This window comes from Cutibacterium porci (genome assembly GCF_009696315.1).
Lineage (GTDB): Bacteria > Actinomycetota > Actinomycetes > Propionibacteriales > Propionibacteriaceae > Cutibacterium > Cutibacterium porci.
In genome coordinates this window covers 203,586-222,075 of sequence record NZ_VUMG01000003.1, presented here as the reverse complement: position 1 = coordinate 222,075, position 18,490 = coordinate 203,586, and the positions used below count along the sequence as shown (strand labels likewise).

Annotated in this window: 18 protein-coding genes, 1 pseudogene and 2 riboswitches; of the genes and pseudogenes, 17 read left to right on the top strand and 2 right to left on the bottom strand. The window is 59.0% G+C overall.

Annotation, left to right across the window (positions count from 1 at the left end; translation table 11 throughout):
- Positions 1 to 279 precede the first annotated feature (279 nt).
- From rplN to FYJ43_RS08430, 16 genes and pseudogenes are all read left to right on the top strand, one after another.
- Positions 280 to 648 (top strand): 50S ribosomal protein L14, encoded by a 369-nt coding sequence (gene rplN, locus FYJ43_RS08500; protein WP_002514859.1) that lies wholly within the window; start codon positions 280 to 282, stop codon positions 646 to 648.
- Positions 649 to 1,017 (top strand): 50S ribosomal protein L24, encoded by a 369-nt coding sequence (rplX, locus tag FYJ43_RS08495; protein ID WP_154563916.1) that lies wholly within the window; start codon positions 649 to 651, stop codon positions 1,015 to 1,017. It abuts the gene before it with no gap.
- The gene (rplE, locus tag FYJ43_RS08490; RefSeq protein ID WP_326833495.1) at positions 1,014 to 1,646 is read left to right on the top strand and encodes a 50S ribosomal protein L5; all 633 of its coding nucleotides are present in this window, start codon (positions 1,014 to 1,016) and stop codon (positions 1,644 to 1,646) included. Before rplX ends, rplE begins: the two co-directional genes overlap by 4 nt.
- A gap of 7 nt (positions 1,647 to 1,653) precedes the next feature.
- Complete coding sequence (locus tag FYJ43_RS08485) at positions 1,654 to 1,839, top strand: type Z 30S ribosomal protein S14 (RefSeq protein WP_002515981.1); 186 nt, start codon at positions 1,654 to 1,656, stop codon at positions 1,837 to 1,839.
- Between the two features lie 157 nt (positions 1,840 to 1,996).
- On the top strand, positions 1,997 to 2,404 hold the full coding sequence (gene rpsH, locus FYJ43_RS08480) for a 30S ribosomal protein S8 (protein WP_154563915.1): 408 nt from the start codon (positions 1,997 to 1,999) through the stop codon (positions 2,402 to 2,404).
- A 28-nt stretch (positions 2,405 to 2,432) separates the two neighbouring features.
- The gene (gene rplF, locus FYJ43_RS08475; protein WP_154563914.1) at positions 2,433 to 2,975 is read left to right on the top strand and encodes a 50S ribosomal protein L6; all 543 of its coding nucleotides are present in this window, start codon (positions 2,433 to 2,435) and stop codon (positions 2,973 to 2,975) included.
- A gap of 1 nt (position 2,976) precedes the next feature.
- A complete protein-coding gene (gene rplR, locus FYJ43_RS08470; RefSeq protein ID WP_154563913.1) occupies positions 2,977 to 3,360 on the top strand; it encodes a 50S ribosomal protein L18 in 384 nt (127 codons plus the stop codon).
- A 24-nt stretch (positions 3,361 to 3,384) separates the two neighbouring features.
- A complete protein-coding gene (gene rpsE / locus FYJ43_RS08465; protein ID WP_154563912.1) occupies positions 3,385 to 4,032 on the top strand; it encodes a 30S ribosomal protein S5 in 648 nt (215 codons plus the stop codon).
- Positions 4,032 to 4,214: a 50S ribosomal protein L30 gene (rpmD, locus tag FYJ43_RS08460; RefSeq protein WP_154563911.1), complete on the top strand. Its 183-nt coding sequence runs from the start codon at positions 4,032 to 4,034 to the stop codon at positions 4,212 to 4,214. Before rpsE ends, rpmD begins: the two co-directional genes overlap by 1 nt.
- Position 4,215: 1 nt before the next feature.
- Entirely contained in the window at positions 4,216 to 4,656 is a 441-nt protein-coding gene (gene rplO / locus FYJ43_RS08455; protein ID WP_154563910.1) for a 50S ribosomal protein L15, read from the top strand.
- Positions 4,657 to 4,907: 251 nt separating this feature from the next.
- Positions 4,908 to 5,183 (top strand): annotated as a pseudogene (locus FYJ43_RS12295) (hypothetical protein); the annotation flags it as partial.
- Between the two features lie 355 nt (positions 5,184 to 5,538).
- Entirely contained in the window at positions 5,539 to 5,952 is a 414-nt protein-coding gene (locus tag FYJ43_RS12290; RefSeq protein WP_229771685.1) for an ABC transporter permease, read from the top strand.
- A 12-nt stretch (positions 5,953 to 5,964) separates the two neighbouring features.
- On the top strand, positions 5,965 to 6,972 hold the full coding sequence (locus tag FYJ43_RS08445; RefSeq protein WP_154563909.1) for an ABC transporter permease: 1,008 nt from the start codon (positions 5,965 to 5,967) through the stop codon (positions 6,970 to 6,972).
- A complete protein-coding gene (locus tag FYJ43_RS08440; protein ID WP_154563908.1) occupies positions 6,969 to 9,101 on the top strand; it encodes an ABC transporter ATP-binding protein in 2,133 nt (710 codons plus the stop codon). The genes FYJ43_RS08445 and FYJ43_RS08440 overlap by 4 nt, the downstream gene beginning before the upstream one ends.
- Before the next feature lie 239 nt (positions 9,102 to 9,340).
- The gene (locus FYJ43_RS08435) at positions 9,341 to 11,053 is read left to right on the top strand and encodes an ABC transporter family substrate-binding protein (RefSeq protein ID WP_326833494.1); all 1,713 of its coding nucleotides are present in this window, start codon (positions 9,341 to 9,343) and stop codon (positions 11,051 to 11,053) included.
- 199 nt (positions 11,054 to 11,252) lie between these two features.
- Positions 11,253 to 12,959 (top strand): ABC transporter family substrate-binding protein, encoded by a 1,707-nt coding sequence (locus FYJ43_RS08430; protein WP_154564425.1) that lies wholly within the window; start codon positions 11,253 to 11,255, stop codon positions 12,957 to 12,959.
- 95 nt (positions 12,960 to 13,054) lie between these two features.
- Here the strand turns inward: FYJ43_RS08430 and FYJ43_RS08425 are convergent, their stop codons facing one another.
- Together FYJ43_RS08425 and FYJ43_RS08420 are read right to left on the bottom strand one after the other, a co-directional pair.
- A complete protein-coding gene (locus tag FYJ43_RS08425; RefSeq protein ID WP_326833493.1) occupies positions 13,055 to 13,732 on the bottom strand; it encodes a hypothetical protein in 678 nt (225 codons plus the stop codon).
- Positions 13,733 to 13,777: 45 nt separating this feature from the next.
- The gene (locus FYJ43_RS08420; protein ID WP_154563906.1) at positions 13,778 to 15,628 is read right to left on the bottom strand and encodes a hypothetical protein; all 1,851 of its coding nucleotides are present in this window, start codon (positions 15,626 to 15,628) and stop codon (positions 13,778 to 13,780) included.
- Positions 15,614 to 15,852, bottom strand: a riboswitch (cobalamin riboswitch). Its footprint overlaps the gene before it by 15 nt.
- A gap of 16 nt (positions 15,853 to 15,868) precedes the next feature.
- Positions 15,869 to 15,993, top strand: a riboswitch (cobalamin riboswitch).
- 81 nt (positions 15,994 to 16,074) lie between these two features.
- On the opposite strand from FYJ43_RS08420, the gene FYJ43_RS08415 reads away from it, so the two are divergent.
- Entirely contained in the window at positions 16,075 to 18,471 is a 2,397-nt protein-coding gene (locus tag FYJ43_RS08415; RefSeq protein WP_154563905.1) for a leucine-rich repeat domain-containing protein, read from the top strand.
- The last annotated feature ends 19 nt before the right edge of the window (positions 18,472 to 18,490 follow it).

The following is an 18,490-nucleotide window of genomic DNA, read 5'->3' as shown; positions in this document are numbered from 1 at the left end:
CACCAGAAGGGTGCCGACGCACACTGCGACTGGCAATCTAGCCTGACGAGAGCTAGAATGCTCAAGTTGTTTTGCGACTGTGCCCACCTTTAAGCACAGTGCGGGGCCCGACTCTGCGGAGTCGGAGATACCGTACGCCGCCCGAGGGTGGCGGGACCTCTCGCGGACGACAGCCGCGTACCCACTGAGGTGCGGGTTGCCCTCTGGCAAAATCCAGGGGGTTCGTGTTCAACAGTCCTACTAGGCCCGACAGGGAACCAGTGGGACAAAGGAGAAGACATGATCCAGCAGGAGACGCGACTCAAGGTCGCCGACAACACTGGTGCGAAGGAGCTTCTTTGCATCCGTGTTCTCGGTGGATCTAAGCGTCGCTACGCCTACCTCGGTGACACCATTGTGTGCACCGTCAAGGATGCCATCCCCGGCGGAAACGTGAAGAAGGGCGAGGTCGTAAAGGCCGTCGTCGTTCGGACCGTCAAGTCACATCGCCGTCCAGATGGGTCCTACATCAAGTTCGACGAGAACGCTGCCGTCCTCCTCAAGGGAGACGGGGAGCCTCGTGGTACCCGTATCTTCGGGCCCATTGCCCGCGAGCTGCGCGAGAAGAAGTTCATGCGCATCGTCTCGCTCGCCCCGGAGGTGATCTGAATGAAGTCGCTCAGGATTAAGAAGGGTGACCGCGTCAAGGTCATCGCTGGCAACGACAAGGGTGCCATTGGCGAGGTTCTCTCGGTGGACCCGAAGCGTGAGCGCGTCATTGTCGAGGGTGTGAACATTCGTAAGCACCATCGTCGCGACATGCCGAACGCCCAGGGCGGCACCACTAAGGGTGGAATCATCGCCACTGAGGCTCCAATTCACGTTTCGAACGTTCAGCTCGTGACCAAGATCGACGGCAAGGACGTCGTGACCCGTGTCGGCTACCGTCGCGTGGACGTCACCAAGCGTCGTCCCGACGGCTCCGAGTACGCTGCCCAGCGCAGCGTCCGCTACCTCAAGAAGGAGGAGGCCAAGTGAGCACCGACGCTATCGCGCACGAGATGCCTCGTCTGAAAAAGCAATACCGCGAGCACATCCGCGCCGCCATGCAAGAGGAGTTTGGCTACAAGAACCCGATGCTCATTCCCGGTCTTGAGAAGATCGTGGTGAATATGGGTGTTGGTGACGCCGCTCATGATTCGAAGGTTATGGACGGTGCCGTTCGCGACATCACCGCCATTACTGGACAGAAGCCGCAGGTGACCAAGGCCCGCAAGTCCATCGCTCAGTTCAAGCTGCGCGAGGGACAGCCGATCGGCTGCCACGTCACCCTTCGCGGTGATCGTATGTGGGAGTTTGCCGACCGTCTGCTGACCCTGGCTCTGCCTCGCATCCGTGACTTCCGCGGTCTCAACTCGAACCAGTTTGACGGCAAGGGTAACTACACCTTCGGCCTGTCCGAACAGGTCATGTTCCTCGAGATCGACCAGGACAAAATCGACCGCGTCCGTGGCATGGACATCACTTTCGTGACGACTGCGCAGACGAACGAGGAGGGCAAGGCCCTGCTCAAGCACCTGGGATTCCCGTTCAAGGCGAAGGATGATCCGAAGAAGGCGAAGACCAAGCGCGGTCCTGCCTACTACGCCAAGAAGAAGAAGAAGTGAGGATCTGATGGCCAAGACAGCTCTGAAGGTCAAGGCGGCCCGCAAGCCCAAGTTCGGTGTCCGTGCTTACACCCGTTGCCAGCGCTGCGGTCGTCCGCACTCGGTGTACCGCAAGTTCGGCCTGTGCCGAATCTGCTTGCGCGAGATGGCCCACGCCGGTCAGCTCCCGGGCGTCACCAAGTCTTCCTGGTGACAGTGCGCGTCCGCTCAAGGATGCTGATCCACGGGCCCGACAAGGCCCCGGCGGGTTGGTAACCCGCCTTATACACACCTGAACAACACAGAAGGTCCCGATCCGATCCCCAAAGCCGTGCTCGGGAAACCGTTGTGAGAAAGAGGCCAAACCAGCCATGACGATGACTGACCCAATCGCAGACATGCTGACCCGTCTGCGCAACGCTAACCAGGCGTACCATGACCAGACGTCGATGCCTCACTCGAAGATTAAGGCGGGAATCGCCGACATCCTCAAGTCCGAGGGCTACATCGCCGACTACAAAGTCAACGAACCCAAGGAGGGTGAGGTCGGCAAGACCCTGACCCTTACTCTCAAGTACGGCGAGAACCGTGAGCGCTCGATCGCTGGCGTTCGCCGTATCAGCAAGCCCGGACTTCGCGTCTACGCCAAGTCCACCGCCCTGCCGAAGGTACTCGGCGGTTTGGGCATCGCTATCATCTCCACCTCTCAGGGGCTGCTCACTGACAAGCAGGCTCATGAGAAGTCTGTGGGCGGGGAAGTCCTCGCCTACGTGTGGTGACCGTCGACGAGACAGATAGGAGTAATCAATGTCGCGCATTGGCAGGCTTCCCATCGCCGTCCCGTCCGGTGTCGAGGTGAAGCTTGATGGGCAGTACGTGGAGGTGAAGGGTCCTAAGGGAACCCTGAACTTCACCGTTCGTGAGCCCATCACTGTGAGCAAGAATGATGAGGGCGAGATCCTGGTCGAGCGTCCCGACGACGAGCGTGAGAATCGCTCGCTGCATGGGCTGACTCGGACCCTTATCAACAACATGGTCATTGGTGTGACCGAGGGCTACGAGAAGAAGCTGGAGATTCAGGGCGTGGGCTACCGCGTGATGTCCAAGGGCCCCAAGCAGCTCGAATTCAACCTCGGTTTTTCGCACCCGGTGATCGTCGATGCCCCGGAGGGAATCACCTTCGCTGTCGAGAACCCGACGAAGTTCTCGGTTCAAGGCATCGACAAGCAGGTCGTCGGTGAGACCGCGGCCAATATCCGTAAGATCCGCAAGCCGGAGCCCTACAAGGGCAAGGGTGTGCGCTACGAGGGCGAGAACGTCCGTCGCAAGGTTGGAAAGGCAGGTAAGTGACATGGCAAGCACCCTGACTGTTCGCAAGAGCCTGTCCGACCGCGCCAAGGCACGTGCTCGTCGCCAGGCCCGTGGTCGCAAGAAGATTTTCGGCACCGTCGAGCGTCCCCGCATGGTCGTGACCCGTTCGTCAAAGCATGTCTTCGTTCAGGTCATCGACGATGCTGCCGGCAATACGCTGGTGTCGGCCTCCAGCATGGAGCCCGAGCTGCGCGAGATGGCGGGAGACAAGACCGCGAAGGCAGCCCGCGTTGGCACCATCATTGGTGAGCGCGCCAAGGCTGCTGGCATCGAGAAGGTCGTCTTCGATAAGGCCGGGAACAAGTACCACGGGCGGATCGCCGCGCTGGCCGATGCGGCCCGCGAGGCCGGTCTCGACTTCTGACCCACGAAAGGCAAGTGAGCAACGATGAGTGAAACCCAGCGCCGCGGTGGCGGTGCAGGTGGTGAGCGTCGTGGCCGTGACAACCGTCGTGGCCAGAACGATCGCAACCGCAATCAGAATGAATATCTCGAGCGCGTGGTGGCTATTAACCGCGTCGCTAAGGTCGTCCAGGGCGGTCGTCGCTTCAGCTTCACGGCGCTCGTCGTCGTGGGAGACGGCGAAGGAAACGTGGGCGTCGGCTATGGCAAGGCCAAGGAGGTGCCCGCAGCTATTGCCAAGGCCGTTGAAGAGGCCAAGAAGCATTTCTTCAAGGTGCCGCTGGTCGGTCGTACCATTACGCACCCGGTGATTGGTGAGAAGGCTGCTGGCATCGTGATGCTGCGTCCGGCTTCGCCCGGTACCGGTGTTATTGCCGGTGGCTCGGCTCGCGCGGTCCTTGAGTGCGCTGGCGTGCATGACGTGCTCGCCAAATCCCTCGGCTCGTCTAACGCGATCAACGTGGTGCACGCTACCGTCGATGCGTTGCAGCAGCTCGAGGAGCCCGAAGAGGTCGCTCGTCGCCGTGGCAAGTCCATTGAGGACGTCGCCCCGGCAGCCATGTTGCGTGCGCGCAAGGAGGCCGACGAGGCCGCCGCTGCCGCCCGCATGGAGGAGAAGGCGGGAGCCAACTGATGAGCAAGCTAAAGATTACGCAGGTTAAGTCCGGCATCGCTACGAAGCCGAATCATCGTGAGACCCTGCGCAGCCTCGGACTGAAGCGCATCGGTGACACGGTTGTGAAGGAGGACCGGCCGGAGTTCCGCGGCATGGTCCAGACCGTTCGTCACCTCGTCACCATGGAAGAGGTGGACTGACATGGCAATTGAGCTCCATGATCTCAAGCCCGCTCCTGGCGCCCACAAGGCCAAGACCCGCGTTGGTCGTGGTGAGGGTTCCAAGGGTAAGACTGCTGGCCGCGGTACCAAGGGAACTGGCGCACGTAAGAATGTGCCCGAGTTCTTCGCCGGCGGTCAAATGCCGATTCATATGCAGGCCCCGAAACTGGGCGGGTTCCACAACCCGTTCCGTACCGAGTATCAGGTCGTGAACCTGGACAAGGTCGAGTCTCTGTTCCCCCAGGGAGGAAAGATTACGGTCGATGACCTGGTTGCCGTGGGCGCTGTCCGCGACAATGAGCTCGTCAAGGTGCTTGGCACTGGCGAACTTACCGTCAAGGTGGACCTCGTGGTCGATGCCTGGTCGAAGTCGGCTCAGGAGAAGATTGAGAAGGCTGGTGGCAGCGTAACTAAGCGCTGAGCGCCGTCATCATTACGATTGACTGACGACGGGAGGGATGGGAAACCCTAGTGTTTTCCATCCCTCCCGTCGTTTTATTTAATGAGCGAAGTACACACAGAGGATGACATGCTTCGCTTATTTGGTCTCAATAGACTGCCGTAAGGTCGCGGTATGTGTAAGATCACGCTCACCGTGCGGTACATGTGCCGTGGTGGCTTCATGCCTATGTGTGTGCGGCGGCTGTTCTGCCGCACGAGTCGTCAAGCCACATGAGCCGGCGGCCCACCTGCTATCCGAGCAGGCACAATGCACACTGTGAGAAAGGACGATCGTGCTCAAGTACGTGGTGCGTCGCCTCATCAATTACGTCGTGCTGTTGTTCATTGCAGTCTCTTTCGCATACTTGCTCGCTTCGTATGCCTTAGATCCGCGCAACGCCTTCGATCAGACGAATCCGAAGCTTAACTGGACTGCGATCAATCAGTCACTGACGAACTACAACATCAACCCCGATACCAGCATCTGGGTGCGGTACGAACGATGGCTTAAGATGGTCTTCCTTCACTGGAACTGGGGCTGGACTCCACACGGTGACGCGATCAACTCCCTCATCGGTACCCGCATCGGTGTGTCGGTGCGTCTGGTGATTTGCGGAACGATCATCGGCATGGTTGGCGGTGTCGCCATTGGTGCCTGGTCTGCAGTGCGGCAGTATTCGGCGGCCGACCGGATAGTGTCCTTTTTGTGCCTGCTGCTCATCTCAACCCCAACGATGGTGTTGGCGGTCTTGCTGCAGCTAGGTGCAATTCGCGTTAACCAGGCGACTGGTACCCAGTTTTCCAGTTCATCGGTGAGGTGGGCGCCCACGGCAACTATTTCGGAGCGGAATTCCTCAGCCGTATGCAGCACCTGCTCCTGCCAACGATCTCGCTGTCAGCTTTGAGCCTGGCCAGCTACTCGCGGTATCAGCGAAACTTGATGCTTGACACCCTCGGCGCCGATTACGTGCGCACCGCTCGGGCGAAGGGTCTGCGTAAGGGTCGCGCAATTCGTCATCATGCGCTGCGTAACGCCATCATCCCGATGGCGACCTACTTCGCCTTCGGCGTCGCCAACATCTTCGTCGGTGCCACTATTTCTGAGCAGGTCTACGCATGGAACGGTGTTGGCTCTTATTCGGTGATGTCGATTCAGCAGAACGACATCAATGGATCAGTCGCTGTGGTCGCCTTCTCTGGCTTGTGCACGCTGACCGGCGCTTTGTTGTCCGACATCCTCATCGCGGTCATTGATCCGCGTGTCCGGGCTCGATGAGGAGGAGCCGTCATGTCTGAACCTACAAACAATTCCAGTGTTGAGCTCAACACCCCGATGGTGGGACCCAGCGCCCCGATAGAGGGCCCTGACGCCCTCGTGGCATCTCAGCGCAATGAGAAACATCAGCCGGGTCGCAACGAGCGCGACGGTAAGCACATGTCGCGGGGGCGTTTGATCCTGCGTCGGTTCTGGCGCCCTGTTGGCTCAAAAGTTGGTGTCATTGGCTTGACGCTTATCGTCCTACTTGCCCTCGTCGGCCCATATATCGCCAACTGGGATTACTGGGTAGTTGACGACAACGCCTTCCTTTCGCCGCCAGACCAGTACCACTGGTTCGGCACTAGCCAGGGTGGATTCGACTTGTTCGCCATGACCATCGAAGGGTTGCGCAAGTCCCTCATCATCGGTTTCTGCGTCGCCCTCATCGTCGAAACCTTGGCGGCCCTTATCGGTTCCGCAGCGGCGTATTTCGGCAAGCTGGCAGAGAAAGTCATCCTGTGGTTCATTGATCTGCTATTGGTGATCCCGTCGTTCCTCATTATCGCCATCCTCAGCCAACACACCTCTGGCAAGAGCACCTCGACGCTGTTGCTCATTGTGTTGCTGTCAATCTTTAGCTGGATGCTCTCGGCGCGCGTGGTGCGAGCCATGACCCTGTCGGTGGTCAACCTCGACTACGTCACTGCCGCCCGGTTCATGTCGGTTCCGCCGTTCACGATCATCGTCAGGCACGTCATTCCGAACATCGCGAGCTACCTCATCATTGATCTCACCCTCGGGGTGGTTGCAGCAATCATGAGCGAGACGGTGCTGTCGTTCTTCGGATTCGGCGTTCAAAAGCCGGAGACTTCTCTAGGCACCCTGCTCGGCGACGGTATGACAGCAGTGACGACGTCTCCGTGGCTGTTCATGTTCCCGGCTGGTGTGCTGGTTATCCTGCTACTGAGCGTCAACTTCATAGGTGACGGCCTGCGCGACGCCGTCGATCCCTCCTCCAAGTCTGGTGGTAAGGCATGAGTAAGAAAACTGCCACTGCGGCTCACTTGTCTGACGCCCTCCCCGAGCGTCAGGAAGGAGTGCCGGTCCTGCAAATCAAGGATCTCAACGTCCGTTTCCCGTCTGAGGATGGCGTGGTTCATGCTGTGCGTGGCGTGAATCTCACCGTTAACGCTGGCGAGGTCGTCGGTCTGGTGGGCGAATCGGGATCCGGTAAATCAGTCACCTCGATGTCGGTGATGGGGCTGTTGGATGAGGGAGCGCACGTCGAAGGGTCGATCAAGCTTCACGGCACTGAGCTCCTGGGCCGCGACGACAACTGGATGTCCGATGTGCGCGGCAAAAAGGTCGCCATGATATTCCAGGACCCGCTGAGTGCATTGACGCCTGTGTACACCATCGGTGACCAGATCGTCGAGGCCTTACAGGTGCACTCGAAGATGTCTGACAAGGACGCGTGGGCGCGCGCTCTTGAACTGCTTGACATGGTCGGGATCCCCAATCCAGAGGTGCGTGCTAAAGCCTTCCCGCACGAGTTTTCTGGTGGCATGAGGCAGCGAGTCGTCATTGCCATGGCTATCGCGAATGACCCTGACCTCATCATCGCAGACGAGCCGACGACGGCCCTCGATGTGACTATTCAGGCCCAGATTCTGGACCTTTTGAGGGTGGCTCAGCGTGAGACCCACGCCGGCGTCGTCATGATTACACACGACCTTGGTGTGGTGGCTGGCTTGGCTGATCGGGTGGCAGTGATGTACGCCGGACGTGTCGTTGAGCGTGCCAGCGTCGACGACCTCTTTTACCATTCCCGTCACCCATACACGATCGGTCTATTAGGCTCCTTGCCGCGGCCTGACCTTGACAAGGACGAGCCGCTCACACCGGTGGAAGGTAATCCGCCATCCCTGCTGAATTTGCCTGCAGGATGTCCTTTTGCGCCGCGCTGCCCAATGGTTGTTGATGCGTGTCGCCAAAGCGAGCCGGAGCTCACGAGCACCGATTTGCCTGATCACGAGGCGGCATGTGTGCGTCACGGTGAATTGATCGACCGTAGCTATGCCGAGGTTTATCCCCAGCTAGGGGAACGCAAGAGCCGCTTCAAGACCGCCTTAGGAACATCTGACCGCGAAGCTCTAGAAGACGTTCTGCACGTCGAGAATCTCGTGAAAACATATCCGCTCATGAAGGGTGCGGTGTTCAAGAGGCGTGTTGGCACCGTTCATGCCGTTGACGGTATCTCTTTCCGGATCAAGAAGGGTGAGACTCTCGGGTTGGTCGGTGAGTCTGGATGCGGAAAGACGACGACCATCATGTCAATCCTGGAATTGACTAAGCCCGAGGCTGGCAACGTGGTCGTTTTGGGCCATGACGCCGCCACGATGAATGCGAGGCAGCGCAAGAAGACTCGTCAGGACCTTCAGGTCGTTTTCCAAGATCCGATGGCATCCTTGGACCCCCGACTGCCGATTGCCGACATTATCGCTGAGCCGTTGAAGTACAACGGTTACCCCAAGGACAAGATCCCGGAACGAGTCGACGAGCTCATGGCCCTGGTGGGTCTGGAACCGGCCCACGCGAACCGTTACCCGAGGAACTTCTCCGGCGGTCAAAAGCAGCGCGTCGGCATTGCCCGCGCATTGGCCCTCAACCCGAAGCTGCTGGTGCTTGATGAGCCCGTTTCGGCTCTTGACGTGTCGATTCAAGCCGGTGTGTTGAATCTGTTGGAGGACTTGCGCGAGCAGTTGGAGCTGTCGTATCTGTTCGTTGCGCACGACCTGTCAGTGGTGCGTCACATCGCTAACCGTGTGGCCGTCATGTATTTGGGACGCATCGTCGAACTTGGCGAAGTTTCACAGGTCTTTGACCACCCGATGCACCCCTACACGCAGGGCTTGCTGTCGGCGATCCCGGTGCCGGATCCAGCCAAAGAGCATGACCGTCATCGCATCCTGCTGGAGGGTGATCTGCCGTCTCCTGCCGCCCCGCCGTCCGGATGCCCCTTCCATACTCGGTGTCCGAAATTCAAGGGTCTCGACGAGGCTTCCCAAGCCCGGTGCACGGGGGAGCGCCCTGAGCTGGAGTACCCGCAGCCGGACATCGACCGCCGTACGGCCTGCCATTTCCCCGAGGAGGTTCGGGTGTTCTGAGGGCTTGAGGCCTAGCGCAGTGGGGTGGTGTCGTGACGACGCCACCCCACGTGCCTCTCTGGCCGGAAAACCGGGCTGGGACCATGACGGTGTCTCTGAACATCACGATTGGATCAAGAAAAAGTCAAGATTTCATAACGATACTGCACTGCGACGTCGATTGTGGTGGCCGCGGTGGCGCTGAGGTGCCAAGCTCATTGCAACCCCGATCCACATCACTACCTTTCCGGAGGTTTACCGTGCGCAAGACCTTGACGACCGCAGTTGCAGCGCTGGCGGTGGGCTCACTTGCCCTCACCGGGTGCGGACAGAAGAACCAGTCCGGCGGCGACCAGAACAAGGGCGACAAAGCGACGTCAGCAAGTGCGCCGCTGGCTGCCCTGAACATCAAGTCCCGGGACCAGATCAAGGATGGCGGCACTCTCCGTCTCGCCATCGGCACGTTGCCAACCGGCTGGAACCCATCGCAGGTTGACAACAACACTGTCGACCTGAGCTCGACTATTTGGCAGTTCATTGGCGTCAACAACTTTGACATGGCTGAAGATGCCACTCCGAAGCCAAACCCGAACTACATTGAGTCGACCAACGTGGAAACCAAGGACGGCAAGCAGGTTGTTACCCTGCACCTCAATCCCAAGGCCAAGTGGAACTCGGGCCGCACCATTGACTACACGGATTACCAGGCGACCTGGAAGGCCTCTAGTGGTGAGAATGATAAGTTCCTTCCTGCCACGACTGACGGGTTCAACCAGATAGCGTCGGTGGAGAAGGGCGACAAAGACACTGATGTCGTCATCACGTACAAGTCGACCTACCCAGACTGGACGGCTACCTGGAGCTATGTGCTGCCCAAGGAGGGTATCTCCGACCCCGAGACGTTTAATTCTGGTTGGAAGACGCCGAACCCTGACTGGTTCACTGGGCCCTTCGTCCCCACCAAGGTGGATCAGGCGTCCAAGACCCTCACCGTCAAACGCAACGACAAGTGGTGGGGAGATAAGGCCAAGCTTGACACCGTTACCTTCAAGGAGATGGAGGACGCCGCCAAGACCAAGGCTTTTGCCAATAAGGAGATTGACGTCGCTGACACCATTATCACTAAAGACGGTTACGAGACGGCCAAGAAGCGTGACGATGCCGATATGCGGGCTGCTGGTTCGTTGCAGTGGCGCCACTTTACGTTCAACGCCAAGTCGGCCAATCTCTCTGATAAGAACGTTCGCCAGGCGATCGTCAAGGGCATTAACCGTCAGGCCATCGCTAAGTCGGACCTTGCCGGTCTTCCGGTGCAAGCTGACTCGGTGATGCTCGGTAACCATTTCTTCATGCCGGGCCAGCCCGGTTACAAGGACAACTCTGAAGATTACAAGTACGACACGGCAGCCGCCGAGAAGCAGCTCGACGAGGCCGGTTGGAAGAAGCAGGGTGATTTCCGCGTCAAGGATGGAAAGACCCTCACCATCAATTACGCTCAGCTGACTGGCGTTCCGACCTCCGAGAATGAAGGCGCCTTGTTTAAGCAAGATATGGCGAAGATTGGTGTCAAGGTTAACCTCGTCAACACCCCGTCCAACGACATGCAGAAGGTGCTGACGAACCACTCCTTTGACGTCATTTCGTTTACCTGGCAGGGAACCGCGTACCCGATGGCCAACGTTCGTCAGATCTATGGTGCCGCCGCTGAGGGCTCCAAGCAGCCGTCGCAGTCGAACTTCGCTCAGATCATTGATCCTGAGATCGAGAAGCTCATCCCGCAGATCGACACCGAGATGGACGTTAACAAGCGGCGTGAGCAGACCAATGAGGCAGACAAGCACATCTGGGACAATGTGATGGTGTTGCCGCTGTACCGCCGCATCATGTTCACCGGTACCCCGAAGAACCTTGCGAATTACGGTTCCGCGACGTTCCAGAGCACCCGTGCTGAGGACATCGGCTACGTTAAGTGATCTGTGAAGGATTGAGGGAGGGCTCGGCACGGGTTGCCGGGCCCTTCTCATGCCGTTGGTAGGCAATCTTGGGGAATCGTATCGCTGGAGGTGGTTTGGCGACCCTAAAGATGGTTTCGTAAGGTGTGATATCCGGCTTCCGATGAAGAATCCGGATCGTGGCAGGAGCGTCCTGCCATTCACTGTACTGGAGGACATCTTGCGCAAGGCGATCATGACCTCGGTGACGGTGCTGGCCGTGTCGGCTTTAGCTCTCACCGGGTGTGGACAGAAAAACCAGTCTGGCGGCAGTAAGCAGTCGGGGTTGACGTCGGAGTCGGCCCCCTTGGCTCAGCTCAATGTGGTTGATCGCGGTCAGCTCAAGGACGGTGGCACCCTGCGATTGGCCATTGAGCAGCTGCCGACGGGGTGGAATCCCATGAACGTCAACGGCAACACCACCGACTTATCCACGACGATTTGGCAGTTCGTCGGTGCTAACAACTTCGACATCACGGAGGACGGCACCCCGAAACCAAACCCGAATTACATCTCCTCGACGGATGTAGAGACCAAAGGTGGCAAGCAGGTTGTCACCTTGCACCTTAATCCCAAGGCCAAGTGGAATTCGGGTCGCACCATTGACTACACCGACTATCAGGCCACCTGGAAGGCAAATAACGGGTCTGATCCCGGTTTCCTGCCGGCCAGCACCGATGGCTTCAACCAGATTTCCTCGGTGGAAAAAGGCGATAAGGACACTGACGTCGTGTTGACCTTTAAGACCACCTACCCGGACTGGCCGGCCACCCTGAGTACCGTGCTGCCAAAGGAGGGCGTCAAGAATGCTCAAACATTCAATGAGGGGTGGAATAAGCTGAACCCTGACTGGTTTACTGGTCCGTTCATTCCGACGAAGGCTGATGAGGCGTCTAAAACTCTCACTGTCAAACGCAATGACAAGTGGTGGGGTGAAAAGTCAAAGCTCGATATTGTTACCTTCAAAGCGATGAACAACGCCACCCAGACTAAGGCGTTTGCGAATAAGGAGATCGACGCCGCCTCGAACATCATTACCAAGGACGGATATCAGACTGCTGCGAAACGTCCAGACGCGCAGATGCGTCAGGCTGGTTCGTTGCAGTGGCGTCATTTCACTTTTAACACCAAGTCGACGATGCTCTCCGACAAGAAGGTGCGCCAGGCTATAGCCAAGGGCATTAACAGGCCAGCAATTGCGAAATCGGATCTTGCTGGCATGCCGGTTAATCCGGATACTCTCATGCTTGGCAACCATTTCTTTATGCCGGGCCAGGCTGGATACAAAGACAATTCCACAGATTATAAATATGATCCTGAGGCTGCGAAGAAAGGACTGGACGAGGCTGGTTGGAAGATGCAGGGCGACTATCGCGTCAAAGGCGGTAAAACCCTCACCATTAACTATGCTCAGCTGACTGGCGTTCCGACCTCCGAGAATGAGGGGGCGCTATTCAAGCAGGACATGGCCAAGATCGGCGTCAAGGTTGACCTAGTTAACACGCCAAGTGATTCTTTCACCCAGACCCTGAGTAGCCATTCGTTTGACGTTATCGCTTTCGCCTGGAATGGCACCCCATACCCGATGGCCAACGTCCGCCAGATCTATGGCGCTGCTGCGGTAGGATCCACCCAGCCGTCGCAATCCAACTTCTCGCAACTGATTGATCCGGAAATCGAGAAGCTGATTCCGAAGATCGACACTGAGTCTGATATTTCGAAGCGCCGTGAACTGGCTAACCAGGCTGACGCAATGATCTGGGACGACGTCATGACGTTGCCGTTGTACCGCCGCATTTCCTTTACCGCGGTTCCAAAGAATCTGGCGAATTTTGGTGCGGCCACGTTCCAAACTATGCATGCTGAGGACATCGGATTCCAGAAGTAACGGCTACTTCTTATATGTCAGATATACGCCAGATGTGGGGTCGGGGATGTGATCCCCGGCCCCGCTATTCGTGACAGTGAGCGAGGGCAGTCGCGTCAGGATTGATGACGGCGACGCACCAGGAGCGCGGCGACTAGCACAATGACGATGACGGCAATGACAGCGATGGTGGCGACGGGCCCGGACATAACACCATTGTTCGACGATGATGCGCCGGTGCTGTGAGCGGTGGTCAGGTTGAATGACGATCCCTCAGCACTGCCGGCAGCCAATTTTGGCGGCGTACAGGACTTGGTTTTCGGTTTGTTGTAGCACCAGCCCTCGATGGATCCGGCAGCTGGCTTGTACTGGTCAGCGCCCTTTTGGGAGTATTCCCACGGCGCCCCGGCGCCCGAGGCGTGGTAATACGCCCAATACTGGCCGGTGAAAGTCTTGGGACAGGTGGCAGGGTGGTCGTTCATGGTGCAGATGAGGCCAGTCTTGTTATTCTGAACGGTGACGCCAGCCTTGTCCAATGCCTCGGCACCGCTAGCGGGGGAGTCTACGCACTGGTTGGATAGCACCGTTTCGTCCTCAGTGATGACGAAGACCCAGACGTTGTCGGCTTTGAGGCAGTCGTCGATGGCCTTGGCCTGAGCAGTGCCGGTTGCCGGGGATGGGGACGCCTGAGCGAAGACCGGGACGAGGATAGTGGTGGCTGCAAACAAGACAGCGGCGAGCACTGCGACCATGGTCGGGAGTGCTCGCCGGTTGTCGATTTGGGGAATACTCACGTGACGATCATGCCGCAGAGGAGAGTATTCGTCCTGTTGACTGCCTCAGACCCCGGTATGGGGAAGGGCTGCCGGCCGGCCTGAAGGACGGTTGTACGGGCCGACCGCAACTGGTGCAACCGGGTTGAGAGCGGTGGCAGGAGCCGTCGCAATTGCCGATACAGGTGCGGTGGCCGACGGGGCCGGGGTGGCCGATCCGGTCGGGGTCACCGTGGGTTTCGGTGTCTGGGTCGGAGTTGCGCTCGGGCTTGGGGTAGTGATTGCCGAGGGATCATAAGTCCAGCTAGGGGCGGCCTGCCAGTCGTCGGTCAGAGCCTTGAAGTACCAGCCCTCGATGGAGCCAGCCTTGGGGTGGGCCTGCTCTGCGCCGGTCTGGGACGACTCCCACTTGGCGGGCTTGTCACCGTTCGGCGTGGCGTGCCAGTAGGACCAGTAGGCCTGGGTCGTGTCGACCTTCGTCGGGTAGCCGTCGATCATGGTGACCATGCCGCCGTCGGTCTTGGCGACGAATCCGGCGGACTCAAGGGCCTCAAGGCCGGTGCCGAACCTCGAGGCGCAGGCGCCCTTGGAGGTGCCGTCACGCTGTTCGACGTAAACCCACACGTTCTGGTCAGCGACGCACTTCGTGGTGCCGCTCATGTCACCAGGCTTGCCAGTGACTGTGGGTGTGGTAGTTGGTTGGCTTGGGGTGACTGTGGGTGTGGCAGTTGGGGTGGTGGTCGGCGTCGACGTCGGGGTAGCGGTAGGAGTCGCGGTCGGAGTGGCCGTGCAGGAGGGAACACCGTCCGGGATCTTGCCAGACCATGCCGAGGCGTAACCGTGACCCGACACCGCCATGATGGCCTGGTCAGTGGCCATGAGGTTGGGCTCGGTGGCGTCGCGCTGGGCCTGCCAGGCGCCGACTCCTGTCAGCGCCTGCTGGCCGATGAGCCACGTCCTGACAGCCGTCATGTCCTCGTTGCGCTCCTCGAGGGCGCTCGCGAGCATGCCGGTGGAGTTGGCGGCTGAATAGGTCTCCCAGTACTCACCATCGTCGTGATGTTTGGTGTCCATTGCCCACTTGGTGGCGGCCTTGGCTGAGGCGGAAATCTTATCAGCGTAGCCGGCGGGCACGGATGCAGGGTGACGCTCGAGCAGGGTCAGGTCGGACAGGGCGATGCCGGTGTAGTCGGGGTCTCCGACGAAGGATTTGGTGCCGTCCTGGTTCCACTTGGAGTAGCCGAATGCGCCAGCGTCCTCGCCCTCAGTGCCTTGGGTGGAGAGCAGCTGGTCAAGGATCTTCGCCGGTACCGGTCGGTTGGCACGAGTCAGCGCGATAGTGATGAGGTGCGGGCCCCAATACATGTTGACGCGATTCTTCATGCTTGGGCTGTCGTCATTGATGTATCCGGCGAGCTTGACCCACAAGTTGCCGGTCTTTTCGCCGAGGAAGTAGGTGGGGTCTTCGCCCAAAATCTCGGCAGTCATGATGACTTTGGCGAGTCCGGCCGGGTTCTTTTCGACGTACGCCGGTCCGGCTTCCTTGAGGGCTGCGGTCATCTCCTTGACGACGTCTGGGTGGGCGTCTGCGCCCACCAGAGCGATAATGCCGTCGGCGATACCGCCAGCCTGTCCGTAGCTCGTCGGACCGGTCCACTTCTGGGCGAGCCAGTCGGCGGCATCACGAACGCTCTCGCTGGTGGCAGCGGTGTCGTTGACCGACCCGGCCCACATCGCACCGTCGACCGCGTTGGCCGGCGGGTCGAAGCAGTACGGAGCGGAGCCGTCGTCAACGGTGGCGGTGGCGGCTGCTGGTGATGGTGCGGGCTGCGGGTCGGCGAACGCCGGCACTGCGAACGGCGATGCAATGAGCGCACCGGCGGCGAGGCCGGCGACCCATCGGTTGAGCCTGGTCATGTGGCGGGCCTTCTTCCTGAGGCTGCGTTGCGCTCCGAACGAGAAGGGCCCGAGTCGAACTCACCGCAGTCCTCGACGGTGTGTGATGTTCTTTCGACAACCCAGGTACTCCGACTCGGGGACGAGCCCCTCACGGTTGCGGGTCAGTTCCGGATTCGCACCGGATTCCCCTGCGGTTGCGGGTTCAGTCTAAGCTCGCGACCATCACATGTCCACATTTGGGTTAGGCGCAGCGAAGACGTTTGTTAGGATGCCAACGGTTTCATCGATGGAGAATCTGGTGCGAATCCAGGACTGTCCCGCAACCGTGTAGCCCGGCAGAGATGCCGGTGAAGTCGGATCGCCGTCGTTGAAATGCCTCGAATTCAATTCCGTCGTGGACAGCGGAATGGTCGATCCTGTCTTTGGATGACGACGAAGCGTCCACATAGTGAAAGGCAGGACCTGTGAGACGGTTCAGAGGATTGGCCGCAGTGTTGTCTGCGGCCCTGGCAGTACCGATGGCGATTGTGTCTATCGTCCCAGCGTCGGCTGCCTCCTATGACGATGAGGCGCAGAAGTGTATCAATGAGAAGCACGTTTTCGTCTACGCCGAGCGTGATGACGGCCATGTTGACACCGGATGTGCGTCCGAGTTTTCCAATGGTGTGGAGGCATTGAAGTCGGCCGGATTTGACATCGGTAGCACCGATTTTGGTGGCGACCTGGGGCTATTCATTGATTCAATCAATGGATATCCGGAAAACCCTGATAAATTTTACGCTTACTGGGGTTATTTCCATGGCCAGCCGGCTGGTAAGAATGCTGAGACTACGTGGGAGTACTCGCAGTTAGGTGCCAGTAATTACCACCCGAAGCCTGGGTCGATAGAGGCATGGCATTACATGCTTATTGACGGCCCGTGGGAGGTTCCTCCGAACTGGAAGCCGAAGGTGGATCCCGCCCCCAGTACTCCGGCGGCCTCCTTCGAGATTCCTGACAAGGCCCTGCAAAAGTGCATCACCGATACGATCGGGACCACCACTCCTACCAAAGATCAGCTTGCCGGCGTGACGAGCCTGAGCTGCCGCAATAAAGGGATCAAGGACCTTACCGGGATCGACCAGTTGACCGGTCTGGGCAAGGCGTTCCTGGCGGGCAACAAGATCAGTGATCTCACGCCGCTGTCCTCCTCGACTAAGATTTTTAGCCTCGACGTCAACAGCAACGAGATATCCGACATCTCGGCACTCACGTCGTTGACGAAGTTGTCCAACCTGGATGTCGGCAAAAACCACATTCGTGACCTGTCCCCACTCAAGGACATCAAGGGTCTGACTAGCATCACCTCGAACTTCCAAACCGTTGACGGCGGATCGGCTATCGCTGGTGTCGAGACTGCGGTCCCGACGGCCGTCGATCGTACTGGCACCACCTTCGTGGCTGATCGTGAGATTCCCGAGGGCGTCAAGATCAAGGGCAAGATCGTCACGTACCCCGCTGCCGGAGACTACGTTTGGCAGTTCCGCGACGCCTCGATGTACTTCAATGGGTCCATTACGGTCCATGTGAAGGCCGCGCCTGAGCCTCCGAAGGTTATCGATATTCCCGACGCCAACTTCAAGACCTGCCTGCAGGATGCTGTGGGTGAGGGAAATGCCCTTAGTGCCGAGAACCTTGCAGCTCTCACCGAGGTTGAGTGCATCGGCAGGGGCATCAAGGACATTACTGGTGCCGAGGCCCTCACCAACGTCAAGACCCTGTACCTGACGACTAACGAGATCGAGAACGTCAAGCCGCTGGCCGGTCTGACGAAGCTGGAGACCCTGTATCTGCCTAACAACCACGTCGAGGATCTGACTCCGCTGGCGGGTCTGGGAAATCTGAAGACGATGAGTCTCGATCAGAACCCGATCACCACGGTGAAGCCGCTCTCCTCGCTGACGAATCTGACTGACTTGACGATCAACCAGAACACGCGTGGCAAGTACAAGTACCCCGGCGTCACCAGCCTGGAGGGGCTGAGTTCGCTGCCCAAACTCGAGCGACTGGTGGCCAACAACAACGTCAACCTGTCCGATCTGTCCGGAATCTCTGGGGTGACCTCGTTGAAGAAGCTCTTCCTGAACAATGACAACGTTTCCGACCTGGTCCCGATCAAGGGTCTGACGAACCTTGTCGAGGTTGGTTTCGACAACAATGAAATCTCCGACATCTCCGCTCTGGCTGGGATGAAGCACCTCACGAAGATCGGTCTGAGTTCGAACCACGTCTCTGACCTGTCCCCGCTGTCAGACCTGGACGAGATCGCATTCATGGGTTTGCGGGCTCGATGGCAGACTGTGACGGCTCCGGCCGTTCCTGCTCAGCAGGAGGTTGCGGTTCCGGTGGCTAAGGCTGCCGACGGGTCCACGGTCGAATTCACCGTTCCTGACGGAGTGACGGTTTCTGGTGAGAAGGTGACCTATCCGGCTGCCAGTGATGGGTACAAGTGGACATGGTCGCACAGGGATGCGAACAGCCAGTCCGAGGACTTCGCTGGGACGTGGATCCAGCCAGTGACGGCCGCAGCTCCTACCCCGACTCCGACGCCGACTCCGACTGCCACGCCGACGCCGACCGTCACTCCGACGCCGACCGTCACTCCGACGCCGACCGTCACTCCGACGCCGACCGTCACTCCGACTTCGACGCCAACAGTGGTTCCAACCGGGATTCCGTCGGCCACCCTGATTCCGACCCCGACGCCGAATACGTCGTGGTCCGCCGGCCCAGGCAAGTCCGGACCTCACCAGGGGAACATCCCGGTGAATCCGTACTTCCATGCCACCCGCCATCCCGGACTTCCCGCCACGGGAGTCTGATTTCCGAGTGACGAAGAGG